The 25597-nt window shown below is 40.6% G+C and carries 29 protein-coding genes and 1 tRNA gene; 23 read left to right on the top strand and 7 right to left on the bottom strand.

Annotated elements, in window-relative coordinates:
* Window positions 1–330 precede the first annotated feature (330 nt).
* The gene (locus L3V77_RS12860) at window positions 331–540 is read right to left on the bottom strand and encodes a DUF2798 domain-containing protein (RefSeq protein WP_275134516.1); all 210 of its coding nucleotides are present in this window, start codon (window positions 538–540) and stop codon (window positions 331–333) included.
* A gap of 110 nt (window positions 541–650) precedes the next feature.
* On the opposite strand from L3V77_RS12860, the gene L3V77_RS12855 reads away from it, so the two are divergent.
* Window positions 651–1535 carry a LysR family transcriptional regulator gene (locus tag L3V77_RS12855; protein WP_275134515.1) on the top strand — a complete coding sequence of 295 codons (885 nt, stop codon included), beginning with the start codon at window positions 651–653 and terminating at the stop codon, window positions 1533–1535.
* 187 nt (window positions 1536–1722) lie between these two features.
* Here L3V77_RS12855 and L3V77_RS12850 read toward each other — a convergent pair.
* Both L3V77_RS12850 and L3V77_RS12845 read right to left on the bottom strand, forming a co-directional pair.
* Window positions 1723–1798: transfer RNA gene (locus L3V77_RS12850), tRNA-Arg, on the bottom strand.
* A gap of 120 nt (window positions 1799–1918) precedes the next feature.
* Window positions 1919–2890, bottom strand: a complete 972-nt coding sequence (locus tag L3V77_RS12845; protein WP_275134514.1) for a KpsF/GutQ family sugar-phosphate isomerase — start codon at window positions 2888–2890, stop codon at window positions 1919–1921.
* A 274-nt stretch (window positions 2891–3164) separates the two neighbouring features.
* Here L3V77_RS12845 and srlA (L3V77_RS12840) point away from each other — a divergent pair, with 274 nt between their 5' ends.
* The 14 genes from srlA (L3V77_RS12840) (at window position 3165) to L3V77_RS12775 (ending at window position 16256) form a co-directional block, all read left to right on the top strand.
* The gene (gene srlA / locus L3V77_RS12840; protein WP_195703998.1) at window positions 3165–3713 is read left to right on the top strand and encodes a glucitol/sorbitol-specific PTS transporter subunit IIC; all 549 of its coding nucleotides are present in this window, start codon (window positions 3165–3167) and stop codon (window positions 3711–3713) included.
* Window positions 3714–3724: 11 nt separating this feature from the next.
* Complete coding sequence (locus tag L3V77_RS12835) at window positions 3725–4726, top strand: PTS glucitol/sorbitol transporter subunit IIB (RefSeq protein WP_275134513.1); 1002 nt, start codon at window positions 3725–3727, stop codon at window positions 4724–4726.
* Window positions 4727–4736: 10 nt separating this feature from the next.
* Window positions 4737–5093 (top strand): PTS glucitol/sorbitol transporter subunit IIA, encoded by a 357-nt coding sequence (locus L3V77_RS12830; protein WP_275134512.1) that lies wholly within the window; start codon window positions 4737–4739, stop codon window positions 5091–5093.
* Window positions 5094–5151: 58 nt separating this feature from the next.
* Complete coding sequence (gene srlD / locus L3V77_RS12825; protein WP_275134511.1) at window positions 5152–5928, top strand: sorbitol-6-phosphate dehydrogenase; 777 nt, start codon at window positions 5152–5154, stop codon at window positions 5926–5928.
* A gap of 157 nt (window positions 5929–6085) precedes the next feature.
* Window positions 6086–6439, top strand: coding sequence for a transcriptional regulator GutM (locus L3V77_RS12820; protein WP_275134510.1), 354 nt, complete (start codon window positions 6086–6088; stop codon window positions 6437–6439).
* Window positions 6440–6517: 78 nt separating this feature from the next.
* On the top strand, window positions 6518–7288 hold the full coding sequence (locus L3V77_RS12815; RefSeq protein ID WP_275134509.1) for a DNA-binding transcriptional repressor: 771 nt from the start codon (window positions 6518–6520) through the stop codon (window positions 7286–7288).
* A 175-nt stretch (window positions 7289–7463) separates the two neighbouring features.
* Window positions 7464–8021, top strand: coding sequence for a glucitol/sorbitol-specific PTS transporter subunit IIC (srlA, locus tag L3V77_RS12810; protein WP_275134508.1), 558 nt, complete (start codon window positions 7464–7466; stop codon window positions 8019–8021).
* A gap of 3 nt (window positions 8022–8024) precedes the next feature.
* Window positions 8025–9002 carry a PTS glucitol/sorbitol transporter subunit IIB gene (locus L3V77_RS12805; RefSeq protein WP_275134507.1) on the top strand — a complete coding sequence of 326 codons (978 nt, stop codon included), beginning with the start codon at window positions 8025–8027 and terminating at the stop codon, window positions 9000–9002.
* An 8-nt stretch (window positions 9003–9010) separates the two neighbouring features.
* Window positions 9011–9370 carry a PTS glucitol/sorbitol transporter subunit IIA gene (locus tag L3V77_RS12800; RefSeq protein ID WP_275134506.1) on the top strand — a complete coding sequence of 120 codons (360 nt, stop codon included), beginning with the start codon at window positions 9011–9013 and terminating at the stop codon, window positions 9368–9370.
* Between the two features lie 154 nt (window positions 9371–9524).
* Window positions 9525–10454 (top strand): DMT family transporter, encoded by a 930-nt coding sequence (locus L3V77_RS12795; RefSeq protein ID WP_275134505.1) that lies wholly within the window; start codon window positions 9525–9527, stop codon window positions 10452–10454.
* 158 nt (window positions 10455–10612) lie between these two features.
* Window positions 10613–11305 carry a Crp/Fnr family transcriptional regulator gene (locus L3V77_RS12790; protein ID WP_275134504.1) on the top strand — a complete coding sequence of 231 codons (693 nt, stop codon included), beginning with the start codon at window positions 10613–10615 and terminating at the stop codon, window positions 11303–11305.
* Between the two features lie 378 nt (window positions 11306–11683).
* Window positions 11684–12409 carry a purine-nucleoside phosphorylase gene (gene deoD, locus L3V77_RS12785; RefSeq protein ID WP_275134503.1) on the top strand — a complete coding sequence of 242 codons (726 nt, stop codon included), beginning with the start codon at window positions 11684–11686 and terminating at the stop codon, window positions 12407–12409.
* 438 nt (window positions 12410–12847) lie between these two features.
* Window positions 12848–13936, top strand: a complete 1089-nt coding sequence (locus L3V77_RS12780) for a methyl-accepting chemotaxis protein (protein ID WP_275134502.1) — start codon at window positions 12848–12850, stop codon at window positions 13934–13936.
* A 334-nt stretch (window positions 13937–14270) separates the two neighbouring features.
* Window positions 14271–16256 (top strand): methyl-accepting chemotaxis protein, encoded by a 1986-nt coding sequence (locus tag L3V77_RS12775; RefSeq protein ID WP_275134501.1) that lies wholly within the window; start codon window positions 14271–14273, stop codon window positions 16254–16256.
* Between the two features lie 93 nt (window positions 16257–16349).
* Here L3V77_RS12775 and L3V77_RS12770 read toward each other — a convergent pair whose 3' ends face one another.
* A complete protein-coding gene (locus L3V77_RS12770; RefSeq protein WP_275134500.1) occupies window positions 16350–17486 on the bottom strand; it encodes a flagellar assembly protein FlgT in 1137 nt (378 codons plus the stop codon).
* A 171-nt stretch (window positions 17487–17657) separates the two neighbouring features.
* Here L3V77_RS12770 and L3V77_RS12765 point away from each other — a divergent pair, with 171 nt between their 5' ends.
* Together L3V77_RS12765 and L3V77_RS12760 are read left to right on the top strand one after the other, a co-directional pair.
* Entirely contained in the window at window positions 17658–18293 is a 636-nt protein-coding gene (locus L3V77_RS12765; protein WP_195703986.1) for a FlgO family outer membrane protein, read from the top strand.
* Between the two features lie 15 nt (window positions 18294–18308).
* The gene (locus L3V77_RS12760) at window positions 18309–18740 is read left to right on the top strand and encodes an LPP20 family lipoprotein (RefSeq protein WP_275136762.1); all 432 of its coding nucleotides are present in this window, start codon (window positions 18309–18311) and stop codon (window positions 18738–18740) included.
* Between the two features lie 71 nt (window positions 18741–18811).
* Here the strand turns inward: L3V77_RS12760 and flgN are convergent, their stop codons facing one another.
* The 3 genes from flgN to flgA all read right to left on the bottom strand — a co-directional run bounded on the left by flgN (window position 18812) and on the right by flgA (window position 20426).
* A complete protein-coding gene (flgN, locus tag L3V77_RS12755; RefSeq protein ID WP_195703985.1) occupies window positions 18812–19237 on the bottom strand; it encodes a flagellar export chaperone FlgN in 426 nt (141 codons plus the stop codon).
* A 21-nt stretch (window positions 19238–19258) separates the two neighbouring features.
* Complete coding sequence (flgM, locus tag L3V77_RS12750) at window positions 19259–19567, bottom strand: flagellar biosynthesis anti-sigma factor FlgM (RefSeq protein WP_275134499.1); 309 nt, start codon at window positions 19565–19567, stop codon at window positions 19259–19261.
* A 139-nt stretch (window positions 19568–19706) separates the two neighbouring features.
* Window positions 19707–20426, bottom strand: a complete 720-nt coding sequence (gene flgA / locus L3V77_RS12745; protein ID WP_275134498.1) for a flagellar basal body P-ring formation chaperone FlgA — start codon at window positions 20424–20426, stop codon at window positions 19707–19709.
* A gap of 103 nt (window positions 20427–20529) precedes the next feature.
* On the opposite strand from flgA, the gene L3V77_RS12740 reads away from it, so the two are divergent.
* The 6 genes from L3V77_RS12740 to flgE all read left to right on the top strand — a co-directional run bounded on the left by L3V77_RS12740 (window position 20530) and on the right by flgE (window position 25536).
* The gene (locus L3V77_RS12740) at window positions 20530–21462 is read left to right on the top strand and encodes a chemotaxis protein CheV (protein WP_195703982.1); all 933 of its coding nucleotides are present in this window, start codon (window positions 20530–20532) and stop codon (window positions 21460–21462) included.
* A gap of 13 nt (window positions 21463–21475) precedes the next feature.
* Entirely contained in the window at window positions 21476–22303 is an 828-nt protein-coding gene (locus tag L3V77_RS12735) for a protein-glutamate O-methyltransferase (RefSeq protein WP_275134497.1), read from the top strand.
* 361 nt (window positions 22304–22664) lie between these two features.
* Window positions 22665–23060 carry a flagellar basal body rod protein FlgB gene (gene flgB, locus L3V77_RS12730; protein ID WP_195703980.1) on the top strand — a complete coding sequence of 132 codons (396 nt, stop codon included), beginning with the start codon at window positions 22665–22667 and terminating at the stop codon, window positions 23058–23060.
* A gap of 4 nt (window positions 23061–23064) precedes the next feature.
* Window positions 23065–23481 (top strand): flagellar basal body rod protein FlgC, encoded by a 417-nt coding sequence (flgC, locus tag L3V77_RS12725; protein ID WP_195703979.1) that lies wholly within the window; start codon window positions 23065–23067, stop codon window positions 23479–23481.
* Window positions 23482–23499: 18 nt separating this feature from the next.
* Entirely contained in the window at window positions 23500–24204 is a 705-nt protein-coding gene (locus L3V77_RS12720; protein WP_275134496.1) for a flagellar hook assembly protein FlgD, read from the top strand.
* 27 nt (window positions 24205–24231) lie between these two features.
* A complete protein-coding gene (gene flgE / locus L3V77_RS12715) occupies window positions 24232–25536 on the top strand; it encodes a flagellar hook protein FlgE (RefSeq protein ID WP_275134495.1) in 1305 nt (434 codons plus the stop codon).
* Window positions 25537–25597: the final 61 nt, after the last annotated feature.

The raw sequence follows: 25597 nt of genomic DNA, 5'->3' as shown, positions 1-25597 counted from the left end.
GCTTTATTCGGTTAACAAAAATTTAACAACGAGCTTATTATCTCGCGTATTAATATTTTATCAATACATAAACCCAAGTACGTTGGTATATTCTAGGATTAAAACCTGTTCAATAAGAAATTGAAACTAACAACCAGAAAATTCAGTCAGATCAGGATGTAACACTGCAATTATTTGTGAATACGACATCATTATGAGGTTTTTATATAAAAACCAATCAATAAAACCATAAAAAAAGTAAGCTTATCGAAAGTTAATTCAGCTTGAGATTATAGTGACAAATCGTGTCAATGCCTTGACGACAACTTTTTGCCGTCAAAGCATTGAACGCTATCCCAAAACTTTATGTGTAATGCGTAAGGCTAAAGGCGAAATAATAAATGAAATAATGCCAGCAGCGGGCCACGCTAACAGAAATGCATTTCTCCACATGTCTAAAAATTCTGGCGTATACCCTAGGTTGATATACGTCACCCACAATGTCATCAATGAAGAAAGAAAAAATGACATTATTACAGTAAACAATACACGCTGTTTCATACTAGATACCTTGATGGTGTTGATGATGGATGGCAAGTACTATATTTTATAGTCATAGATGAAATCTAGGCGTTAGTTTGGGTTTATGAAACCCAAATATGGAATTGAGTATGTTTGATGATATTTCGTTATTTATTGCAGTAGTGGAAGCTGGCAGTTTAAAGTCGGCAAGTGAAATTTTAAAAATTCCGTCCTCTACCGTGAGCCGACGTATAAAAGCATTGGAAGTCGAATTTGGTTGTAAGTTATTGAATCGAAGTAGCCATCACTTTGAAATGACAAGAGAAGGTCATAAGCTGTTTGACAACGCATACTTCCATGTGAACTCGGTTGGCTCGATTATTAATGAAATTCAAGATGATATATCAGGAGATAAAGGTCTCATCAAGGTTATTGCACCAACAAATTTGGTTGCCAGTTGTTTACAAACAAATATGTCTTGTTATTTGCATCAGAATCCAGAAATAGATCTGGAACTGGAGTTGAGTAATACGCTTACTGAGTTCTATTCATCCAACGCTGATTTTGCGATTAGAGTCGGTAAACAAAAAGATTCAGACCTTACCCAACTCAAGTTAGGCCGAATTGAAACAATACTGGTTGCGAGCCCTTTATATATTGAATCTCAAAGTAAACTAGAAGACCTTCAAGATCTTGAGAGAGCAAACTTAATTATTAGCAACCCGCTGACTTCGTCATTGGCGTTATTTGAATGTTCAAATACAGACCATCGAGTCACCTTCAATCCTAGTAAAAGAAGGATATTGGTTAATGATTTACAGATTGCAAAGCAGTTTTCAGTCAATGGATTAGGTATCACATTGTTACCATCGACGGAAATAAAAGAGGAACTCAAAAATCAACAATTGGTGCGAGTTCTACCAAGTTGGCAAGGTATAGATAGAGATGTGTATGCCGTTTGGTATCGAAGACAGCTATTGAGTTCCAGAGCGTCAAAGTTTATTGATTACTTGAAAACGAATGTCGAGTTCTAAACTGGGAGTTGGCTCTCGGCGATAAATCTGAGAGTCATTGACCTTGTGGAACTCCCCACTTAGAACAATTGGTACGACAATAGTGACATCTATCAGATGCAGTTCATCCGGGGTGGATAGGGCTAAAGAGGAAGAGAAAACGCAATAAGAGAGATTTTGTTGATTTTAATGGAATAAACAGAAGAAATGGTGTCCCCTACAGGATTCGAACCTGTGTCTAAGACTTAGGAGGTCCTTGTTCTATCCAGCTGAACTAAGGGGACTTTTTGTCTGAGGCGTCATTGTATACTAATCACGTTACGCATTAAATACTCACACCGCCGTTCGCTTAAAATATAAACGGCAATAAGAGCCAATAATACTTTAATACTTCATTTTCTGTTTTATCGAATACCAGCAGCATGAATTTGAGCAACACTCACGATTCCGATTAGATGATGATTTGGATGCAGCACAGGTAAGGCAGTAATATGGTTTGTATTCATAGAGGCTAAGGCATGTGTGCACATTGCCTTAGCACCGATGTAATGGAAGTTCTTTGACATATATTGATCAACATTTCCGTTGAGATCTGCCTTGTTAGCGATAGCTCGCCTAAAATCACCATCAGAAAATACGCCAACAACTTGATTGTCATCAATGATTGCAATTAACCCTTTTCCACTGAGGCATAAACAATCCACCGCATCCAATAACGAACTGTATGTAAAACAGTGCGTCCCTTCAATTTGATTATCTAATACATCTATTACTGTGGTGAGCAGTTTGGCCCCTAAGCTACCTGCGGGGTGGCTGCGAGCAAAATCATTTTGACTGAATCCTATTTGGCTCATGACGGTTAAAGCCAATGCGTCACCCATCATTAATGTGCATAACGCACTGGATGTTGGAGCAAGTCCTAGCGGACAGGCTTCTTGGTTTATCGCGACATTTAATGCCGCGTCTGAACTTATCGAAAGGGTTGAATTTTTGTTACCAGTAATGCTGATGACTTTATTTCCCTGTGCAGCCAATAGTGGCAATAGTATCCTGAACTCGTTGGCCTCTCCGCTGTAACTGATAAGTAACGTGCTGTCAGCTTTTCCAATCATGCCCATATCCCCATGCAAAGCCTCGGTGGGATGAATAAAGAATGCTTGGGTGCCCGTACTTGCGAATGTCGCCGCGATTTTCTTCCCTATGTGACCACTTTTTCCTACACCCATAACCACGACCTTACCTTTGGTCGTTGAAAGTATGCGACAAGCATTCACAAATTCATCATCAATTCTTTCAAGCATATGGTTTGCTTCAATAAGTTCATCTCTAAGGAAGGTAATTCCTAGTTTTTTTATATGCTCACTTTCAATGTTCATTATTGCCCCTTCAACACTTTCACTGTGAAAGCTAGATGTAGTGTCGTATTAATCAAGTGATACGTATTTTCTAATAATTTCTATTTGAAAGCAAGTAAAAGCCATTTGAAAGTCATGTGCAAGTTAAATGATGTTAAACTAAGGCGATCGTGTGCGTTTTTCATTATAATGAAAGTAAATTAACCACCAATGATAATTATTGTGAAAGAGATCACTTTCAAACTGAAAGTTGAAGCGCATAATTCAGCCACCAAACAACAAAGAGGTAAAACAAATGGAAACTGTAATTTTCGGGGCTGAATGGTTTATTGGACTATTCCAAAAAGGGGGAGAGGTCATGCTTGGTATGATGTCTGGTATTTTACCATTGCTCATTGCGCTGCTCTGTGCGATGAATGCGTTGATCGCCTTCGTTGGTGAGCATCGCGTTGAAAACTTGGCGAGTAAGTGTGCAAGTAATCCTGTGTCTCGTTACCTAATTCTCCCTGTGGTGGGCACATTCATTTTTTGCAACCCTATGACCTTGTCACTTGGGAAGTTTCTACCAGAATGCTACAAACCTAGCTATTACGCTGCAGGCTCATATTCTTGCCATTCGTTGAACGGTCTATTCCCACACGTGAATCCTGGTGAACTGTTTGTTTATCTCGGGATAGCGAGTGGATTGACAACACTTGGTTTGCCGCTCGCTCCACTTGCTGTGTCTTACCTTCTCGTCGGTGCTGTTTCTAATTTCTTCCGTGGTTGGGTGACTGACTTCACTACGATGATGGTTGAAAAGCAGCAAGGTATCACTCTAGAACGCGAAGTTAAATTTGGTTAATCGGGGGATTTATGACAAAGACACTTAAAGTACGCGCTGGAAAAGGCGGTTGGGGTAACGAGTTAGTAATCGACTTCCCTAAACACAAAAAAATCATGTACATGGTTGGCGGAACTCGCCCAGCATTGGTTGATCGCTTAGTGGAGTTAACGGGTCTAGAAGCCGTTGATGGATTTAAAGAAAGTTGTGATTACAGCGAAATGGCCTGTGCAGTTATTGACTGTGGTGGTTCGATGCGATGTGGTTTGTATCCAAAAAATAATATCCCAACATTGAATGTCATGCCGACAGGGAAGTCTGGAGTAATGGCGAAACATATAAACGAAAACAACTACATTTCCAATGTTGATGAACACTGCGTCAGTATCGCGGGAGAAGCAGAAACAGCAACGGTTTATGCCGAGAATATTTCAATTGATGCTGGAGGCGCAGGAACGATGTCTGGTGGATATATTGATACAAGCAAAAAGCTAACTGAACAATCAGATGGCATGCTTGCACGAATTGGTATGGGCATGGGTAATGTCATGGCCACTTTTTTCCAAGCAGGACGTGACACGATCGATACAGTCATGTCTACCATTATCCCGTTTATGGCGTTCGTTTCCATGCTTATCGGGGTCATTTTGGCAAGTGGGATCGGCGACAGTATTGCTCATGTACTTGTCCCTTTAGCAACGAATCCGATTGGTCTTGTTGTACTAGCACTTATTTGTTCATTCCCATTCTTGTCACCATTTTTAGGCCCTGGTGCGGTTATCGCGCAGGTTATTGGTGTGCTTATTGGTACTCAAATCGGTTTGGGTAATATCCCTCCGCAGTTAGCGTTACCGGCTTTATTTGCAATTAATGCTCAGGCCGCATGTGACTTTATTCCTGTCGGTTTAGGTCTAGCAGAAGCTAAGCCTGAAACGGTTCGCGTAGGGGTTCCTTCCGTATTATATGGACGCTTCCTAACAGGTGCGCCAACCGTATTGTTAGCGTGGTTTGTGTCGATGTTCATCTACAACTAAGGACTGAAAAATGAGTTTGTACAATATTTCGATTATCAAAGTTGGCGAATGTGCATTGGAAGCGCTTAGTGACGACATGTTGATTCTATTTAATGAGTCGGTTCCTGAAGATGCTGCTGAGTATTGCTTTATCCATAACCATGACACATTGAAAGGTGACATTGCTGTTGGGGGGAAAGTGGACATTGATGGAGTTAACTATCCCATCACCGCGGTTGGTGATGCGGTTAATCAAAACTTAGGCAACCTTGGCCACATTACATTGCGATTTGATGGTGCGAATACGGCAGATTTTATTGGGAGCCTCCATTTGTCTGGTGCTCAACCAAGAACGCTGGTTACAGGCTCCACCTTTACGTTTAGTTAGCTTTTAAGGGGCTTAACACCTTGTTTAAGTCCCGTTTTATTTTGTAGGAGATATCGTTATGAGAACAGCAGTAGTAATTGGTGGTGGTCAAACACTCGGTGAGTATATTTGTGAAGGGTTGGCTGCTGACGGTTATAACGTTGGCATAGCGGACTTAAATGGTCAAAATGCGGCAAGAGTGGCAGATAAAATTAATACTACGTACGGTCGGACACAGGCTTTTGGTACGTCAGTAGATGCCACGGATGAGATGAGTGTTAAAGCATGTTTTGAGGCAATCAATGATAATTTAGGTAGCATCGATGTAATGGTTTATAGCGCGGGCGTCGCGAAGGCCGCAAAAGTGACGGATTTTACACTAGATGATTTTAACTTTAACGTTGGTGTGAATTTAAATGGCTATTTTTTGTGCGCTAGAGAAGCCGCACGATATATGGTTGCTCAAGGAATCGGTGGTCGCATACTACAGATCAACAGCAAGTCTGGAAAAGTGGGTAGCAAACATAACGCAGGTTATAGTTCAGCCAAGTTTGCAGGCATTGGTCTTACACAATCTATAGCACTAGATTTAGCCGATGATAATATTACTGTTAACAGCTTAATGTTAGGTAATTTACTCGAATCGCCGATGTTTCAAAGTCTTATTCCACAATACGCTCAAAAGCTTGGCCTTCCGGAAGATCAAGTGATGAAACACTATATAGATAAAGTGCCACTTAAAGCGGGCTGCGGCTATGATGATGTGTTGAACGTACTTAAGTTTTATGCGAGTGATGGTGCTAAATATTGCACGGGGCAGTCGATTAATATTACTGGTGGTCAAGTAATGTTTTAATGTTGGTAGGGGAGCTAGTCATAGCTCCTTTTTTATTTGGTGATAATATGGACGCGATTTATGTGCTTATCTTCATTTTCGGAATGAGTTGGGTAACGAAAAAATTCCTTGAGTACATGAAAGCAAGAGCTTTTAAACAAAAATAAAAAGGTGATGTATGGATTCGATTTCAACTCTGATAGTGATTGCAATTATTGCATGGGCATTACAAATCGGGTTTACATTTTTCCAAATCAGAGCATTTAATCATATGCTGCAAGCCATGGCGGTCAAAGGCACGGTTAAAATGGGGAAAACGACAAGTCGCTGGAAGGCCCGTACAATAGTCGTTTTGGTTGAATCCGAAGATAAGCGTATTGTCGATGCCAAAGTATTTAAAGGATGGACTGTTTTTGCTCGGCCTAAAGTTTTACCTAATGTTATTGGTGAGCGTTATCCTTTTGCACAGCACGTCACTCTAGGTTTTGATAACGGAATTCAAGAAGCGTTAGAAGTTGCATTTTCAAAGTGATTGCCTTAAATTTTTATTTTTTTAATATGAAAGCTTTTTCGTGTATTATAAAAGCTATCGCATAAAAATGAGACAGCAATGAATATTATTGATAGAAGAAATGAGTTGGTTGCTTATTTAAAAGAGAATGGCAAAACGGCTGTAAATGAATTAGCCGACATTTTTGATACCTCTGGTGCCACAATCAGAACGGATTTACGAAAGCTTGAAGAAGATGGTGTTGTGGTTCGCCGTTATGGCAGTGCAGAAGCATGTTTACCACAAGTTGTTGCTGCTGAAGAGTTCGCCATGGATGAGAAAAAGACCATCAATCTTGATAAAAAAATACGAATTGCAAAAAAAGCGGTTCAACTAGTGAACGATGGAGATTCTATAATACTCGATTGTGGTAGTACGACACTTCAGATGGTGCCTGAATTAGATAGCTTTATGTCATTGACATTAATGACAAATAGTATGGATATTGTTAATACGATGGCAGAACTAGATTCTGATCACACGATTATCATGCCCGGAGGGTCATATCGGAAAAAATCAGCTTCATTCCATGGGGGGTTAGCAGAGCGCGCCTTTAGTCAGTTTTCATTTGATAAACTATTTATTGGTGCTGATGGCTTTGATCTGTCTCAGGGATGTACTACATACAATGAGGCTTATCAGGTTAGTCAAGCCATGTGCCAGTCAGCCAAAAATATTATTGTAGTGATAGATTCATCAAAATTTGGCCGTCGAAGTCCTAATGTTGTGGTTCCCTTGGACCGTATTGATGCTGTCATTACTGACACGGATTTTAGTGAAGAAGAGGCTTTAGGTCTCGAAGATAAAGGTATAAATGTCTACCGAGTGTAGTTGATGTCACTATTCTTTTGGTGAATTGACATTTAAACTTGTCAATGAGTGGCTGATTTGCATTCACTTTGAAAGTTAATAAGCGTCATTGTTCACAAAATGAAAGTGATAGCTATCCAAAACGAACATTATATTTAATAATCATATGCACTACTCTTTATTTGTTGTGGATGTTATGGATTTTGTTATTTTTGGGGCTGAGTGGTTTATAGGGTTGTTTGAAAAAGGTGGTGAAATTTTTGTCGGAATGGTGACCGGTATTCTGCCTTTACTAATCTGCTTACTGGTCGCGATGAATGCGACTATCCGCTTTATTGGACAAAAGAGAATAGAAGCTATTGCACAAAAATGCGGTAGCAACCCTGTATCTCGATATCTTATTTTACCCTTCATTGGTACGTTCATATTTTGTAACCCTATGACATTAAGTTTAGGGAAGTTTTTGCCTGAGCGTTATAAACCATCCTACTACGCTTCGGCTTCCTATAGCTGCCATTCAATGAATGGCTTGTTCCCCCATGTAAACCCCGGCGAACTGTTTATTTACTTAGGTATAGCCAGTGGGATAACTCAGCTAGGTTTACCATTAGGTCCTTTAGCAGTTAGTTATCTATTGGTCGGTTTGGTGACGAATTTTTTCAGAGGATGGGTGACAGATTTTACCACTGCAATGGTTAGTAAGCAGCAGGGTAAAGCACTGTCCAAAGTCGTCGATTTTTCGGAGAAGGAGTAGTTGATGAGTCAGTTGCTACACGTAACCTCCGGTGATGGTGGCTGGGGAGGGCCGTTGTCTATTCCAGTCGAATCTGGAAAGAAAATACTTTATATCACAGCAGGAATCAGACCAAGTTTGGTTGGTCACATCTGTACATTAACGGGATTGGAAGCCGTCGATGGCTTTAAGACAGTCGTGCCAGATGAAGACGTAGCATTAGTCATCATCGACTGTGGTGGTACACTACGTTGTGGTCTATATCCGAAGAAAAATATTTTCACATTGAACATACACGCGACTGGAAAAAGTGGTCCGTTGGCTGAGTTTATCCATGAAGATATATATGTTTCATCAGTAAAAATAAGCGGTATCCAAATTATTAGTGACGACGTGCGCTCTATTTCCTCAAATAGGGCTACAAATCCAACAATACCAAAATATGATGAAACAAAAAAAATAAGTCAGCAAAGTACGGGGTTGGTTGCAACAGTCGGTGTCGGTATGGGCAGTGTCATGGCTACCTTTTATCAAGCAGGACGAGACACCATCGACACAGTATTAAAAACTATTCTGCCATTCATGGCTTTTGTGGCTATGTTAATTGGCATCATTATGGCTTCTGGTATCGGAGATTGGATTGCGCATGCACTTACACCGTTGGCACAAAACCCCCTTGGCTTAATGACCTTAGCATTAATTTGTTCGTTCCCTCTTCTCTCTCCTTTTCTTGGCCCTGGTGCCGTTATTGCACAAGTCATTGGTGTTTTAATCGGAGTTCAAATTGGTGTTGGAAATATTCCCCCACATTTGGCGCTGCCTGCTTTATTTGCGATCAACGCCCAAGCGGCGTGCGATTTCATTCCCGTCGGATTGGGACTTGCGGAAGCAAAACAAGAGACGATCGAGATCGGTGTGCCATCGGTTCTCTATTCTCGTTTTCTCACGGGAGCACCAACCGTATTAGTTGCGTGGTTTGTGTCGATGTTTATTTACCAATAAGAATTAATATGGCATTGCAGTTTAAAGCGACAATCACTCACATAGGTAAATATGCAGAAAGTGCTTTGGAGGATAATATGTTGATATTATTCAATCAAAGTGCGCCTGAAGATGTGGCAGAGTACTGTATTATTCACAACCAAGGTAAGGATGTTGGATTGATTACGACAGACAGCACATTGCTACTTGCGGGTAAGGACTACATTGTGACGGCTGTTGGTTCTGTAGCAAATCAAAACCTTGAGATGTTAGGGCATATTACCATTAAGTTTGATGCTCAGTCGGTCGCTGAGTATCCTGGGACCATACATGTAATAGGCCGTCATCCAACGTCACTAAAATGTGGTGATTGTATTTTATTTGGTTGAACTACTGCTGAGGTAAATATTAGCAGATTGAGAGCAAGTGCAGCTCAAGCGGACCTAAGTCCTGTTAAATGACGTGACAGTGATTAATATATGGATTATGCGTGTTTGAGGCGATTCAAATAATATACACATAATTTATGTAGAGGTTATTAAAATGACTAAATGGTTAAGTTACAGTCTGTTATATATGTTTTTTGGTGGTGCAGCTGGAGCGCTATCTGAATTCCCTGAAATAAATGGTTTTCCTGGGACACTCAGCTATGTTGTCTGGGCAATCGTAATGGTTATTCCCGCGGTTATCATATTAAAGAAAGAAGGGTGGAATGTTAATCGAAGTGGTAGAGATATTTTTTATGGAATGATTATTGGATTATGTGCATCAGTTGGAATGATCTTCTTCTTTAAAGCACTTAGTTCCGGGCCTGCGTATCTTATATTTCCAATTATATCATTGTCTCCTGCTGTCGCTGTGATTTTGTCTCTTGTATTTCTTAAAGAAAGAACGAATGTAAGTGGTTGGATTGGTATTTTCTTCGCCTTTTTATCGATCGCACTCTTTTCATATTTTGGTGGTGGTGACGGTGATGAAACTAAGTATGGCAACGAATGGTTATTCTATGCAATCGCAATTTGCTTGATGTGGGGTGGGCAATCATTCATGTTAAAAAAAGCTGGTGAGACCATGAATACATCCTCAACATTTTTCTATATGACATTTTCAGGACTAATATGTATTCCATGGGCCATTAGTATTACCGATTTTAGTAAGGAAATTAACTACTCTCTTGATGGAGTAGGTTACTCTATATTAGTTCAGTCATTTAGCGCAATAGCAATGATAGGCTTAATATCTGCATTTAAATATGGTAAAGCAATCATCGTTGCCTCTATTGTAAATGCACTAACCCCAGCATTTACGGTTATTCTTTCTTTGATTATTTACCAGTCGATGCCATCTTCTACCGTTGCTGCCGGTATAACGTTCGCTATTGTGGCAGCAGTGTTCCTAATAAAAGCAGAGAATGCGTCAGAAGAAGGTGTGAGTAAAGAGAAAGAAGTCCATGAAGAGGCGAATAATATATAGAAATAAATCCCCAATCAATCCATATAAAGTACGAATAATGACGCTGGTATTCCTAGTGTCATTACGGATTCTAAAGATGAACAATCATGTTGTGCCTTTATAGAAATTGGACAATAATTAATGATAAGTCTTTAGGCTCCAATCGACGGGAATCAGATATGCAACTTAATCTGTTAGCAGGCAGCAACTTTGAGAAGCACTGGCGCGTAGATATTAACCAGGTTCGTACTATTATTGAAAGCTGTGTCGTTCGGAAAGAGTTGTATCAAGCTGGGGATTACTTACTAAATCAAGGCTCTCAACTAAAAAGCCTGCTCTTGGTGGAACAGGGCTCGATATCAATGGGCTATAATGCGTCCAATGGTAAAAGCTTCCAAATCGGAGTGATAGATTGTGATGGTCATATTTTTGGTGAATTGGAGTTCTTTACTAACTTGGAATGCCAAATAGATATATTAGCGGTAGAAACCTTAGAAGCTTATATTATTGATATAGAGAAATTACGTGCTTGCCTATTGAAAGAAACGAGTTTAGCCCTGTTTTTTGCGTATTATATCGCTCTTGATTATCAAAATTCAGTCGATGTTTATTTATCTAGGTTGGTGTATTCAATCTCTTATAATATAGCGTTTGAACTTTATCAAAGTCACGAAGGTGTGGCCTCATTTTCAGGTTTTTCCAAGCAATATTTAGAAGCAGAACGATTTGGTACAACAGACCGAGTATATCGAAGAGCATTACAAAAACTTGAAGAGTTAGGGTTAATAGAAAGAGCGAAAGATGGTATTAAAATAGCCGACTATGACAAACTTAAAGACTACATAGATAATTCAGAACCGAATCATGGTTAAATAGAAGCTTCTATTTTATTTATTATAGAATGATTGTTATTCGTGATATCACCTTGGCTTGGGCGTTTTTTGTGCGTGTTATCATTGATATACCAATATATTAAAAAATCATGTTATTCCTTCCCATTCCTTTACCATGAAGTCCATTTTTATAGCCAAATTGTAAGTCAGTTATTTTGAGGTTATTAAAGTATGCTAAGTGAGAGGTGAGTCAGAGGCTGCGGACTTTTGACCTGTAAGTACATCACGTTATTAATTAATATGTATAAGTAAGTTCAAACTAATAATTTTAATTTAAGTTTACGCAACTGATTTATATATAAATTTTTTATCTAAGTGATGAGTTGATAACCAATTATTAAATGGAGACGTATTACAATGGCAACACCACATATAAACGCCGAAGTAGGTGATTTTTCAGACGTAGTTGTGCTCGCAGGAGACCCTCTTCGTGCAAAATATATCGCCGAGAATTTTTTTGATAACGCAATAGAAGTATGTAATGTTAGAAGCATGTTGGGTTTTTCAGGAACTTATAAAGATCGCAAAGTTTCAGTTATGGGGCATGGTATGGGGATCCCGTCATGTTCTATTTACGCGACAGAGTTAATCAAAGATTTTGGTGTAAAAAAATTGATTCGTGTGGGTACATGTGGTGCTGTTCTTGACGACATAAAATTACAGGATGTAATCATTGGACTAGGTGCGTCTACTGATTCTAATGTAAACCGTACGCGTTTCGGTGGTTTCGATTTGGCCGCAATAGCTGATTTTGACATGGCTCGTTGTGCAGTAGAGGCAGCAAAAATAAAGGGAATTCCAACTAAGGTTGGAAATATATTCTCGTCGGATTTGTACTATAGTCCGGATGAAAAATTTAGCGAGACTATTGCGAGATATGGCATGTTGGGTGTTGAGATGGAAGCCGCTGGTCTTTACGGTGTTGCTACCGAATTCGGCGCTAAAGCACTTGTTATTTGTACGGTAAGCGCTCATATGGTGCGGGAAAATGAGGTGGTTTCTGATGATGATAAATATATCTTTAATGCCATGATTGAAATTGCTTTGGAGTCAATTTTGATTGCAGATGTGGATGAGAAATAAGAATTATTATTGAATCTAGCTCTTAACCGATAAAGAGTGAAATAGACATAAGGCCGCGATTAAATGTATTTTTAACGCTGCTTTTTCAATTCAATAATAGATAGAGTTATGTAATCGAACCGAGAGAACTCGGTATGTGCCGGTTGTGGTGTCCTTTACTGACGCATGATCGCTGGCAAAGTCTAATGTTGTACACTCCCAACCCACCCAGATTATTCTGAATTGTCTATAGATGCAGAGTTTAAAGCCGCAGAGCTTAAAGTTCTCTTATTAGAAAGAGGTGAGTATGCCACTACTAAAATACGTGAATTTTTGGTAAATATGAAGTAGGTCATTAACAAAAATACGCTCGCCCGTATAGGTCACTAAGTTTATATAACTGGCGTGTTAAATTATATGTAAATAATAACTATACCGAATGGCTAGGGTAGGCAAATTATGTTTACATCAAGAAAACTTAAAATTGAAAATGACCTTTTGAGGCAAGAATTAGCAGCGTTAAAAACTCAATATCAAAATGAGGTCGAATCTTTACGAAAACAACTGAAAACGTCGTCATTAGAAGTGACCGTTGCTAAGGGGAAATGTGACTTGGGAACGGAGTTGATGCTAAGCAGCTTGAAAGGCGGCACCATGCTTGAAGCTATCCGAACAGGAATGGCGACAAGTGCCGAATCGCTTGAACAGGAAAACCATGAGCTTACATTACTTGATGACATGTTTAGCCAAACTCATCAAGCGCTAGCCCGACTAGAGAATCGGTCGGAAAAAATAGGTAGTCAAGCCAGCAGTAGTATGGAAGCTGTGACAGTCTTAGACGACACGGCGAACTCGATTGGGCACCTTGTATCGACAATACAAGAAATATCAGATCAAACGAATCTGCTTGCACTTAATGCCGCCATAGAAGCGGCAAGGGCAGGAGAAGCGGGCAGAGGATTTGCAGTAGTAGCGGATGAAGTTAGAACGTTAGCAGGAAAAGCCCATGACGCGAGCAAGCAGATTGATAAACTCGTTAACCAAGTACTCACTCAGGTAGGTTCAATCAAAAGCACTATTGACGAAAACCATATTTGTGCCGAGGAGGTTTCCGCATCATCAGCCCAAATTGGCTCGATAGTTAATGAGGTCATTTTAAAATCTGAACATATGCAATATGTGATTCATATTGCCTCAACAAGGGCGTTTTTAGACACGGTTAAACTTGACCATGCTGTGTGGAAAAGCAATATATACAGTCATCTTGAAAAGAAGGCGTTTAACGAGACTGTAAATACTCACACTGAATGCAGGTTAGGAAAATGGTATTACAACGGTGGTGGTGTCCAATATAAGAATCTTCGCAGTTATTCTTTGCTCGAGGAGCCGCATCGTTTGGTACACGAACATGGTAGGGAAGCGATGCAATCGGGTAACAATACTAATATTGGTAAGATAATAAGTTCAGTACACGCGATGGAAGATGCCAGTACTCAAGTCGTTTATCAACTCGATGGTTTGATGGACGAGATAATCAACTCGAAATAGTGTTTGAATACAGAAATAATAAAGCCATTCTTCGACTGAGTGTTCATTCACTTCTATACCGCAGGATATCCAGTTCTTGGATATCCTAGTTCAGGCGTGTCCGTCTGGATTTACTTCCATTAAAACAAACCACTTAAGTCATGATGCAATCTTTTTTGATTGCTCAGGTGAGTTAATGACCAGCGACTTGCGCAAACTTTTCAAATCTAAACTAAAGTGTATTAGCGGATCTGCGCAACACTAGGCTTTAGTGAAAAATCATAGGTAGATTGCATCTTATATAACTATTTAATGGAATAAAAAATTCGATCGCTAATAGATTGAATGAACAACAATGGAAAACGACATGCACTTCAACGTCAAACAAAAGCTCATGCTAGTCATTCTGCCTTTGCTGGTAGCTTTATGCTATTTTTCAGGTACAAAAATAATCGTCACCAATAATTCTAAAAACTCCGCTTCAGAAGTTTATAACTTCGTAGAGCTTTCAGCTTTCAATAGTCGGCTTGTTCATGAGCTGCAAAAAGAAAGGGGAATGTCTGCAGGATACCTAGGTTCGAAAGGTAATAAGTTTGTTTCAAAACTACCCGTTCAGAGAGAGGAAACCGACAAACGACTCTCGGAACTACAAGGATATCTTAACGAAAATGATGTGAACCTAAAGCGCCATCCAGAGCTTTGGTCCGTTGTTGAAGAAGCTAATAGAATGATTGCTGATATCCCGTCGATGAGAAACGGCATTACTGCGTTATCAACACCACTCGGAGACGCACTTAAGTATTACACTACATTAAATGCGAGGTTGCTATCCGTACCTGGTTTGGCAGTACGGATATCACATGTCGCAGATATTAGTCGGTCACTTGCTGCCTACTACGAGTTTCTGCAAGGAAAGGAGCGGGCTGGCATCGAGAGAGCGGTATTAAGTAATACCTTTGGTCAAGGACAGTTTTCTCCGGGAATGTTTAAAAAATTTGTTCAGTTAGTTAGCGAACAAAATAGCTATTTAGGTACTTTTCAAATCTACGCGACTGACGATCATATCACCTCTTTCAAGCAGTTAGAAAAGCAACAACCATTTGGTGAGGTTGACGAATATCGGGCCAAAGCCTATGCGAATGAACTGAACCAAAATGCAGAGGCATGGTTTACCGCTTCAACCAACAGAATAAACTTACTGAAAGAGCAAGAAGAGAAGTTAACCTCTGAATTACTTCATTTTTCTGCAAATATAGTGAGTAATGAAACGAAAGCATTTTGGTTTTACCTTATTTTAGCTACGATATTAGTGTTAGTGACAAGTTACTTTAGCCTGTTATTAATGAGATGCCTCTCAAAGCAGGTGTTAGATTTGAATCGCACTATGGCCTATGCCGCTGAAAAAAACTTGGTGTTGCGTTGTGAGATCACGGGGAACGATGAGTTAAGTACCATCGCTAAGAATCTAAATGTGATGCTGGACTCTTTAACGGATGCGGTACATGTAATCGCGAACTCTAGTGACCAATTAGCGACGGCAGCAGAAGAATCGGAAGTGATTGTAAATGAGAGTGCATCTATTCTTAAAGATGAACAAAAACAAGTTTTGCAGGTGGTCAATGCGATAGAAGAGATGAGTGAATCGGTAAAAGAGGTAGCGCTAAATATTCACTCAGCATCGGACGAAGCGAATCTCGCCAATAATTTAATCTCTGAAAGTCGTCGGATTGTCGAAGAGTCATCAGGGTCGATCAATCAAGTATCGTTAAAAATTGATCGTGTTTCCTCTACCATTAGCCAACTGCATGAAAGTAGCAGTAATATATCTAGTGTCGTCGATGTCATTCATGGCATTGCCGAGCAAACGAACTTGCTGGCCCTAAATGCGGCAATTGAAGCGGCACGAGCGGGCGAATATGGCCGGGGATTTGCAGTTGTTGCCGATGAAGTACGTTCTTTGGCTCAGCGTACTCAAGACTCAACTCAAGAGATAGAAGCGATGGTGAAGAAGCTTCAATCAGACAGTGATAGCGCGTTTGAACAAGTGAGTGATACAAAAGAGCTTGCACTGTCTAGCGTAACAAAGTCGTCAGAGGTACAAAAAACACTAAACACCGTGGTGGCTTCTATTGACAGAATACGACAAATGGCCGCTGGAATAGCAACCGCTGCGGAACAACAAGTTATAGTAAGTACGGATATTTCGTCTAATGCACAAAGCATAAGTAATAGCGTTCAAATTAGTGTGGAAAGTGGTGAGCAAATCGCTTTGGCCGCTAAAGAACAGACGGTACTTGCAGATAAATTACAGAGTCTCTCTAATCAATTCAAAACATCGTAAAATCAACAAGGTCAAGTAGAGAGATCTACTTGACCGTCTAACTCATCCTATTTACAAGTTGACGCACTTTTACGCAAAATCATCACAGATAACTCAACGAATCTCTTTGTGCATGACATCCCCAATCTGAATGCTCTGCGCTAACTGCGGTTGATCTATATTTAGCTCCGCTTCTTGATCAAATATTCTTGCAACGGTAAGTGTGATTTCGCTTTGGGATACTCGGTTTCTAGGGAGTCCGGCTTGGTCGATAAATGACCCAGTGTGCCATAGTTGCAACTTATCACCTACCTTAACACCATGTATTCTACCCAAATTTATCATGACTTTGTCACCACGGATGTCGACCACTTCAGGTAGCGTGATTTTACACGAGAGTTCTGATTCTAGATCAAGCATGATATTGCGGCTCACCCTTAAGAGCATTTGACCATATGTTGATGCCCAGAATCGAGCGCTTCGCGTATCGACCTGACTGGTTTTGGGAAAACCCCATACCGCCACTTCTCTATAAGCACGGCGATACACCTCTTGTCCGGTCTTACCGTCATAGATCTGCATCTCCAAAGCAAACTGGCGATTGGTGATGTCATCTCTTAACAACTTCTGATCAACGGTTGCCGTTAAGTCAGTGATTTTTCCACCAATGATATATTGCGCATTGGCGTCTTGAGCAATCATTTGGAGCATTGAAGGGTTGCGTTTATCTATTTCATAATCGGTGGTTCCAACGGAGACAAAGCTGATGGACTCTTGGTCTAATTGCCGGTTGACTACATGGCTAAAGTCGTCACCTATATCGTAGATCTGCCCCATGACAGCCTGCTGAGGTGAAGTAAGATCAATATTACCCACTAGGAACGTCTTTTTGTATTGGTCAACATGGCAACCCGTTGCCGAAGGATAAATGTCTAATTGAACACGTAACACCATGTTGCCGTCACTAGATTTCGAATTTAATACTCGAATGTATCTCACTTCATGGTTTGTAAATTGATATTCGTTTCTTTTCTCTTCCAGAAATGGACGCAACGTACTCAGTGAGCCTATGTCTGCTCCAGAGAATTTCATCGCCTGGTAGATGGCATCCTCTAACGCATAGATTCTTGCCGTTTCTTCAGAAGAGACATAGGTTGAAGAACCATTGACTTCGTACCACTCTGCGAAGACTACCTTGCTAAACAATAGCGATATTAAAAACAAGAAAGTACTGATTTTTAGTTTTTTCATTTGTGTTTCCCAAGTGGGTATAGTTCTTGCAACTTGTTTGGTTAGTTGATTTAAGATGTCAATTTTCATTATAAGCAAATATTGAAAAGCAAAGATTGTTCCACAATGGTTTATGAGAGTTAAACTTTGTTAAAGAACATACGGCATCAAGTATATCTGGAGATGAAGACAATGAAAAAATGGTTTATTGCAGTAGTGAGTGTGCTTATAGCATCGTGCTCATATGCACCCATTTATAACGGTAAAGAACCCTACGCTGGAAGTCGTTTTATGCTGATGGAGAATCCTCGACATACGATGGATTTTTTTGTGGAAAGCCTGACCGATGAATTAATCGTAACCAATACCAGCATTTCTGCACGAACGCCTATCGCGGTGACATCGTTTGTTGATTTGCAAGAGTTAGATACCTCTAGTTGGCTGGGGAACTCAGTGTCTGAAGCATTTATATACCAGCTTCAACAACGAGGTTTTCAGGTGGTGGATTTCAAAACAACCGGGTCAATAAGAGTCACACAGCAAGGTGATTTTGCGTTAAGTCGTGATTGGCAAGATCTAGCGCAAGAACAACAGGTGACCTATGTTTTGACAGGAACGATGCTGCGTCAAGAAGGTGGCGTATTAGTGAATGCAAGGGTTGTGGCAATGCGTAGCCGTATTGTGGTCGCAACGGCACAAGGTTTCCTACCTGCGGATCGAATTGGCCGTGACTTAGATACCTTGAACACTATTCGAACCGAAGATGGGTTAATTATTCGTTCAGACCCTACTCGTTCATCTAAAAATACCATCATTTTGCGCCCATAGGAGCTTATTATGTATTTGAAAACGTTATTGTTGATAGCGTCTGTGTTAATTGCGACAGGATGCCAACCGCTCCAGAAGATGAATGCGGATAATGTATTAACGGCAGTGGGTTACGCGAGTGTTAGTGAACAGAAGGGCGAAAGTGTAGAAGAGCAACGCATTCGAGCTATGCGGGCCTCCAAAATAGATGCCTATCGTGAACTAGCAGAGCAAATCTATGGTATGCGAGTAAGTGGCCGAGCAAGCTTACAGGATCAAAGGTTAGGCACGGAACTGACAACAGGTTCAGTAGATGGCGTAATCCGTGGTGCTGAAGTTGTGCGTAGTTATCCCGTTGGCGACAGTTATGTCACAGAGCTTGAGTTGGACGTGACCAAAATGGACAGATTAAAAGATTACGGAGAAGTACAACAAGTGCCGTCTAAGCGGCAGCAAACGCTCTTTTAATTATCAACTTTCTCTCCAGATAAAAAAAACGGCAATATATGCCGTTTTTTTGTATTTGAAATATTAAAAAACTACGCTTTGATATTTGTTCCGAGAGTAGAAACTGTCGATGTGTGACCATCAGAGGTATAGGTCATTCCTATTTTTCCTCTGCTTTGCTGCATCAAGTTATTCAGTTTATTGTAGCTTAGTTGGGCTCGTTGAAGCGCTTCGCCATTAACTTCGTTTGCTTGTTGGCAGTCATGAATCACAGAGCGGATCAGTTCAACCTTAGACTTTAATGATTCATCCGTTTGTAACTGCTCTATATCGGTGTGATTAGCAATACGTTGATCGCTTTGTTGAAGTTGAGTAATCAGCTGGAGTTTTTCTTTAGCCAGTACTTCTATATCGGAAGATGTGCGTGAGGTGATCGCCACTTTCTCCTTTTCTAAAAGGATAGAAAGCTGTTGCGCGTTTTCTAATTGGTAATTAACTAAATCAACAAGTTTTGCCATGGGATTATAAGTTAGGCTGAATTACAGCCCACCTAATTCGTTTTCAAATTTCATCATATTCTCCGCCAATTTTTCTGGGTCGACACGGTAAGAGCCATTAGCGATTGCATCTTTGATCGCGGCTACTTTAGCACTATCGAAGCTTGGCTGAGAAGCCATATCTTGATGAAGTTGTCCGATGGCTTTTCCTTGTTGGCTTAGGGAAACGGAATCTTTACTACTCTTAGGTTCTGTAACAGAACTAGAGTTAGAAGATCCAGATTCAGAGCGAGTCGCACTACGACCAGTTGTCATTGTGTGGCTCGATCGAATATTGTCTATACCTGCCATAATTGAAGCCTTTTCGCGTATTTAGTAAATGTCATGTATGAGATATCGGCCAACTTAGCACGAACTTTAATTATTTGTTGCGTTTTTTCTGACTTTTCTCTCATTATTCTTTGTATCGGCCAGTTTGTTAGAAAGTGAACTAAAAATACACCGTTATTTCTGAGATTCCTGTTACAACACCTTCTATTATACGTTTAGATTTGTCGTTTTTCACCCTTATTTGGTCACCGGTGGAACCGTCAGAGAGCGCCGTGCCTTTCGTTGTAATCGTTAGTTCGCCTTTGAAGGCTTTAATGATGACTTTTTCATTTCTGCATACGACACAAATATCATTTCGTTCAATTACTTCACCGACACGAACGTTTTTCTTCATTTTTGCGCCCGCTACGTTTTTTATTGCATCAAAACCTTGTCGGCGATAAGAATTCAGTTCTATCATTGATATGGTGAGATCAAATTTATCGATAATTTCGCCGCGAACCAACGAACGATTTGCCGTCACTAGTGGTAATGATAGTTTGGTGCGAACGGGCACATAAACGCGCCAGTTGTCTTCTTTACACTCAACTAAAACGGTTATATTGCTGGTGGAGTGACCTTTAGAAGTGGATGAAGTGGCTAAGAGGGTTGGGCAGGTGGTCGCTTTTATTCTAGAATCGATATTCGCCGCGGCAACCACTAGGGCTCCGTCAGCAGGCACTTGAGTAATTTGAATAACGTGATCTTCCGCTGCTTTTTGAATTAACTCTATCTGTTCAGTAGTGGCAGCATATGAAAAAATGCTAAAGAAAAAGATAAAAAGACCGATAGATTTATCAAGAGAGTTATATAATGCCTTGCATACATAGATAAAATACATATTAGAATTCCCTTATTACAGCATCCATATTGTGCTTTCTTGTAAAATGGCTCAATTAGGTTAACATTTTTTTATTCAGAAGTTTTTAAATGGAGTTGAGTTTATGACCGGTATTATGGATTCAGTGAATCAACGTACACAATTAGTAGGTCAGAATAGATTAGAGCTACTGACATTTCGACTTATGGGACGTCAAAGATACGGTATAAACGTATTTAAAGTGAAAGAAGTGCTCCAATGCCCTAGACTTACATCAATGCCTAACTTGAATCCACTCGTTGTTGGGGTTGCGCATATACGTGGGAATACGATTTCAGTTATAGACTTGAGCTTGGCAATTGGTGGACGACCTACAACCGATCTAGCAAATTGTTTTGTCGTTATTTCTGAGTTTAACAGAACGGTACAGGGTTTCTTGGTCACGTCTGTTGAACGCATTATAAATATGCATTGGGAAGCCATACTTCCTCCACCGGACGGGGCAGGTAGTGCTCATTACCTAACAGCCGTAACCAATATAGACAACGAGCTGGTAGAGATATTAGATGTCGAAAAAATCTTGGCTGAGATATCGCCAGTTGAAGAAGAAATGAGCACGGATATAGCGCAAGAAATTGCTGACGCAGAACAAAAAGCAGAAAAACAAATTGTTCGCCGTATACTGATAGCAGATGACTCGACCGTTGCACGAAAACAGGTGCAAAGAGCGGTTGAATCTATTGGATTTGAAGCCGTTTTAGTTAAAGATGGCAAGGAAGCGTATGATAAACTCGTGGAAATGGCCTCAGAAGGTAGTATTTACGAACAGATTTCTCTGGTCATCTCGGATATCGAAATGCCTGAAATGGATGGTTATACGTTAACGGCGGAAGTTCGAAGACACCCAGACCTAAAAGATCTACATATCATTTTGCATACCTCTCTGAGTGGTGTATTTAACCAAGCTATGGTAGAACGTGTAGGTGCCAATGAATTTATCGCTAAGTTTAACCCTGATGAGTTGGGTGCAGCAGTAAAAGCAGCAGTAGTAAAATAATAAAGAGAAATTAATGACAGCTATTACGATAAGTGATCAAGAGTACCGTGACTTTAGCCGCTTTCTGGAATCACAATGCGGCATCGTATTAGGTGACAGCAAGCAATACCTTGTGCGTAGCCGTTTGAGCCCGCTAGTTAATAAGTTTAAGCTCGATTCGTTATCTGATTTATTGAAAAATGTGGTCACAGGTAGAAACCGCGAATTGCGGATTGCAGCAGTAGATGCAATGACAACGAATGAAACGCTATGGTTTCGTGATGGTTACCCCTTTACTGTGTTGGCAGAGAAGCTTTTACCAGAAGCCGCTGAGCGTAAAAGACCAATTAAGATCTGGTCAGCAGCGAGCTCTTCTGGTCAAGAAGCGTATTCAATGGCAATGACAATATTGGAGACCCAGCAAAAGAGACCGGGTTTAATTCCAAATGTTTCTATAACTGCGACGGATATTTCTGCCAGTATGCTCGATATGTGCCGCGCTGGTGTCTATGATAGTTTAGCGCTGGGAAGAGGACTTTCCCCTGAACGTCGACGTACCTATTTTGAAGATGCAGGCGACGGCAGAATGAAAGTCAAAGATAACGTTAAGCGATTCGTTAATTTTCGCCCTCAGAATTTAATGGAAAGCTATGTGCTATTAGGAAAGTTTGACATTGTTTTTTGTCGAAATGTTCTTATCTATTTTTCGCCTGATATGAAGTCTCAAGTTCTTAACTCAATAGCCAACTCGCTGAACCCTGGAGGGTATTTGTTATTGGGTGCTTCAGAATCGTTAACTGGGCTCACTGACCGTTTTGAAATGGTGAGGTGTAATCCGGGTATTATCTATAAACTTAAATAGATTGAAATGTAATAACACTGAAGATTAAAAAGATAGGAGTGGCCATTATGCCGCTCCTTTTTCATTTTTGCTTGGCTCGTAGAATCGAACTTATTTTAACCGAATAGTTATTGGAATTGATTTCATTGACTACTAAAGTCTAAATACGATTTTGTTAAGATTCGCCCTTCTCGCTACATTCCGCTATTCTTAGATCGACATTTCAAATAGAGTTCAACTTCTTGGCTTAATTGTTGCAAATGTTTACTTGCAACAATTCGTTGCATCACTGAGAAAAGAAGAAATTGACGTGTTTTTGTTTTTTGGCATGAAGATTGCTTTTAATTTCAGTAGTAAGTCATTTTTATGGTAGAGGTACGGCATGGCCATTTCTTTTAACAACGCTTTAGGTATTCACCAACATACTGTTGGTACACGTGAACGCAATGCAGAGATAATCTCTACAAACATTGCGCAAGCGAATACGCCGGGCTATAAGTCAAAAGGAATGGATTTTCAAAGAGCACTTCAGGCGGCAACGTCAGAGGCAAACTTTGGTCTTAATCGTACCAACGAGCGGCATATCGCTGCCTCTTCCAATGTGACTGGGGATGTGAAGTACCGAGTTCCTACACAGCCTGACACTGGTGATGGCAATACTGTAGATGTGGATCTGGAGCGTAACTTGTTTATGCAGAACCAGATCAGACACCAAGCATCACTAGATTTCTTAGGTGGTAAATTTAAGAATTTAACCAAGGCAATAAGAGGGGAATAATTAGATGAGTTTATTTAACGTATTCAATGTGACGGGTTCTGCGATGAGTGCTGAGTCTGTTCGTCTAAATACAACCTCAAGTAACCTTGCCAATGCAGACAGCATTAGTGGCTCAGCAAAAGAGACATATAGAGCTCGTCATGCTGTATTTGGTGCAGAGTTAAATAAGGCCGGTTTTAACCGTGATCATAATGTTCCGGTTAAGGTGTTAGGAATTGTCGAGAGCGATAAGCCTCTTCAAGCGGAGTATAACCCCGAGCATCCACTCGCTAACGATGAAGGCTATATTTACAAGCCAAACGTTAATGTAATGGAAGAAATGGCAAATATGATTTCTGCTTCCCGTTCATATCAAACGAATGTCCAGGTTGCAGATGCAAGTAAACAAATGCTGCTGCGTACGCTGCAGATGGGTCAATAAGGATAAGGAGATAGCGTAATGGCAATCAACGACGTTGGTCAGAGCGGCTTGTCCTATGTAGACCAGCTTAAAGCGCTTCAAGATCAAAAAAAGCCCACTGAGACAACAGGTAAGCAAGAACTCAAACAAGAGGACTTCTTATCATTGCTCACTAAGCAACTTGCTCAACAAGACCCCTTTAAGCCGGTCGGCAATGACCAGATGATTGCGCAAATGGCTTCATTTGCGACCGTTGATGGCATCAATCAGATGAATGGACAGTTTGAAAACTTAAATTCATCGATGACCTCTAATCAAGCATTACAAGCTTCAACGCTGGTAGGGCGTGATGTATTGGTTCCTGGTGTCGCAGGCCTTAAAGCGGAAAACGCTGGCATGGCGGCCATGGTTAAGTTACCTCAGTCTGTCGATAATCTTTTTGTCAGAATCGAGAATGAACTTGGCCAGTTAGTGCGAACACTTGATGTTGGTGCTACCCCAGCGGGTGATAGCCGTGTTGAATGGGACGGTAAAGACGAAAACGGTGTTCCGACGCCAGCCGGTAAATATAATGTTAAAGCCGGTGGCCTAATGGAAGGACAAAGCACAGAGTTTGAAGTTTCGACTTATGCGAATGTGAATAGTGTTCTTTTAGGTAAAGGCGATGGGAATGTACTGCTCAATCTGGCTGGCTTTGAATCGCCAGTTAAACTTGCTGAAGTACTAGAAGTTGGCAAAGCGTAAACGCTAGCTAGATAAGAGGAAATTGAAATGTCATATGTAGCTTTAAGCGGTTTATCCGCTGCTCAATTGGATCTAAATACAACCAGTAACAACATTGCTAACGCAAACACTTTTGGCTTTAAAGAGTCGCGTGCAGAATTTGGTGATGTGTATTCGAGTTCAGTATTTACTAACGCAAAAACCACGCCTGGTGGCGGTGTTCAACCAAGTAAGGTTGCTCAGCAATTCCATGAAGGTTCTAGTGTTTATACTAACAACCCTATGGACTTACGCATTGGTGGTACAGGTTTCTTTGCTGTATCAAAAGATCGTATGGTTCCGCAGCAAAATGAAATAACTCGAAATGGAGCTTTTCACCTGAACAAAGATAACTATATGGTCACTTCTGATGAAGAGTTTCTATTAGGTTATCAGGTGAATAAGAATACCGGTGATGTACTGTCATATGAGCCATCGCCTCTTCAAGTTCCGCCTGAGTTTGGTAAACCGAAACAGACGGCAAACGTAGAAGTGGGTGTAAATTTACCGGCGAATGGTGACTTAAAAGATCCAGCTTTGTTTGATTTTTCAGATAAAGAGACATATAACCGCTCAACTTCCTCAACCATCTATGATTCGATGGGCCAGTCTTACAAATTGTCATCGTATTATTTGAAAGATATGACCCAGCCCAACACATGGCAAACGTATTATACGGTCACGGACAAAGTTGGTGAAAAACCGCTGAATATTACCGGTGGTGATGCGCAAAATGCGGCCGGTCATATTGGACATACAGTCAAGTTCAATACAGACGGTACACTTGCTAGTATCAACGGCGGTAATAATATCGTTACTGAACAGCTAGGTGTAGGGCCAAATGCAATAGACTTGAATGGTGCCGATACAACGCAATTAATGTCATTTAAACTGGATGGCGCGACACAGTTTGCTGCTCCATTTGAATTGACCAAATTTGATGAAGATGGCGCTACAACAGGTTTCCTTACTAAGCTAGACTTTGATGAAAACGGCAGTATTTTAGGGACTTATTCTAACGGTGAGAACGTCACGTTAGGTCGAGTCGCATTAGTACGCGTTGCTAACGAACAAGGTCTGGACAAAAAAGGAGGCACTCAGTGGGATTCCACTCAGTTCTCTGGTGAGAAAATTTGGGGTGAGTCTAACAAAGGGTCATATGGCACCATTTCTAATGGTACATTAGAGCAGTCAAACATTGATATGACACAAGAGTTAGTGGATTTGATTTCTGCGCAACGTAACTTCCAAGCAAACTCCCGTTCGCTAGAAGTACATAACCAGACTCAACAGACTATTTTGCAAATCCGTTAACGCAATCTTCTGAGACACCCAATCGTTTTATAGCGTTTGGGTGTCGTTGCCGCACAGGCAG

The sequence above is a fragment of the Vibrio sp. DW001 genome (assembly GCF_029016285.1).
GTDB lineage: Bacteria > Pseudomonadota > Gammaproteobacteria > Enterobacterales > Vibrionaceae > Vibrio.
Note: the sequence above shows the minus strand (reverse complement) of the source record. Positions and strands in the feature narration are given on the sequence as shown.

Bases quoted from the DNA above. Each gene is read 5' to 3' on its own strand.
- flgC (WP_195703979.1), top strand. From the start codon at position 23,065: ATGAGTTTATTTAACGTATTCAATGTGACGGGTTCTGCGATGAGTGCT.
- L3V77_RS12765 (WP_195703986.1), top strand. From the start codon at position 17,658: ATGAAAAAATGGTTTATTGCAGTAGTGAGTGTGCTTATAGCATCGTGC.
- L3V77_RS12720 (WP_275134496.1), top strand. From the start codon at position 23,500: ATGGCAATCAACGACGTTGGTCAGAGCGGCTTGTCCTATGTAGACCAG.
- srlD (WP_275134511.1), top strand. From the start codon at position 5,152: ATGAGAACAGCAGTAGTAATTGGTGGTGGTCAAACACTCGGTGAGTAT.
- L3V77_RS12830 (WP_275134512.1), top strand. From the start codon at position 4,737: ATGAGTTTGTACAATATTTCGATTATCAAAGTTGGCGAATGTGCATTG.
- L3V77_RS12805 (WP_275134507.1), top strand. From the start codon at position 8,025: ATGAGTCAGTTGCTACACGTAACCTCCGGTGATGGTGGCTGGGGAGGG.
- deoD (WP_275134503.1), top strand. From the start codon at position 11,684: ATGGCAACACCACATATAAACGCCGAAGTAGGTGATTTTTCAGACGTA.
- L3V77_RS12800 (WP_275134506.1), top strand. From the start codon at position 9,011: ATGGCATTGCAGTTTAAAGCGACAATCACTCACATAGGTAAATATGCA.
- srlA (WP_275134508.1), top strand. From the start codon at position 7,464: ATGGATTTTGTTATTTTTGGGGCTGAGTGGTTTATAGGGTTGTTTGAA.
- flgB (WP_195703980.1), top strand. From the start codon at position 22,665: ATGGCCATTTCTTTTAACAACGCTTTAGGTATTCACCAACATACTGTT.
- L3V77_RS12855 (WP_275134515.1), top strand. From the start codon at position 651: ATGTTTGATGATATTTCGTTATTTATTGCAGTAGTGGAAGCTGGCAGT.
- L3V77_RS12845 (WP_275134514.1), bottom strand. From the start codon at position 2,890: ATGAACATTGAAAGTGAGCATATAAAAAAACTAGGAATTACCTTCCTT.
- L3V77_RS12835 (WP_275134513.1), top strand. From the start codon at position 3,725: ATGACAAAGACACTTAAAGTACGCGCTGGAAAAGGCGGTTGGGGTAAC.
- L3V77_RS12795 (WP_275134505.1), top strand. From the start codon at position 9,525: ATGACTAAATGGTTAAGTTACAGTCTGTTATATATGTTTTTTGGTGGT.
- L3V77_RS12780 (WP_275134502.1), top strand. From the start codon at position 12,848: ATGTTTACATCAAGAAAACTTAAAATTGAAAATGACCTTTTGAGGCAA.
- L3V77_RS12775 (WP_275134501.1), top strand. From the start codon at position 14,271: ATGGAAAACGACATGCACTTCAACGTCAAACAAAAGCTCATGCTAGTC.
- L3V77_RS12770 (WP_275134500.1), bottom strand. From the start codon at position 17,486: ATGAAAAAACTAAAAATCAGTACTTTCTTGTTTTTAATATCGCTATTG.
- flgM (WP_275134499.1), bottom strand. From the start codon at position 19,567: ATGGCAGGTATAGACAATATTCGATCGAGCCACACAATGACAACTGGT.
- flgE (WP_275134495.1), top strand. From the start codon at position 24,232: ATGTCATATGTAGCTTTAAGCGGTTTATCCGCTGCTCAATTGGATCTA.
- flgA (WP_275134498.1), bottom strand. From the start codon at position 20,426: ATGTATTTTATCTATGTATGCAAGGCATTATATAACTCTCTTGATAAA.
- flgN (WP_195703985.1), bottom strand. From the start codon at position 19,237: ATGGCAAAACTTGTTGATTTAGTTAATTACCAATTAGAAAACGCGCAA.
- L3V77_RS12860 (WP_275134516.1), bottom strand. From the start codon at position 540: ATGAAACAGCGTGTATTGTTTACTGTAATAATGTCATTTTTTCTTTCT.
- L3V77_RS12790 (WP_275134504.1), top strand. From the start codon at position 10,613: ATGCAACTTAATCTGTTAGCAGGCAGCAACTTTGAGAAGCACTGGCGC.
- L3V77_RS12740 (WP_195703982.1), top strand. From the start codon at position 20,530: ATGACCGGTATTATGGATTCAGTGAATCAACGTACACAATTAGTAGGT.
- L3V77_RS12735 (WP_275134497.1), top strand. From the start codon at position 21,476: ATGACAGCTATTACGATAAGTGATCAAGAGTACCGTGACTTTAGCCGC.
- L3V77_RS12815 (WP_275134509.1), top strand. From the start codon at position 6,518: ATGAATATTATTGATAGAAGAAATGAGTTGGTTGCTTATTTAAAAGAG.
- srlA (WP_195703998.1), top strand. From the start codon at position 3,165: ATGGAAACTGTAATTTTCGGGGCTGAATGGTTTATTGGACTATTCCAA.
- L3V77_RS12820 (WP_275134510.1), top strand. From the start codon at position 6,086: ATGGATTCGATTTCAACTCTGATAGTGATTGCAATTATTGCATGGGCA.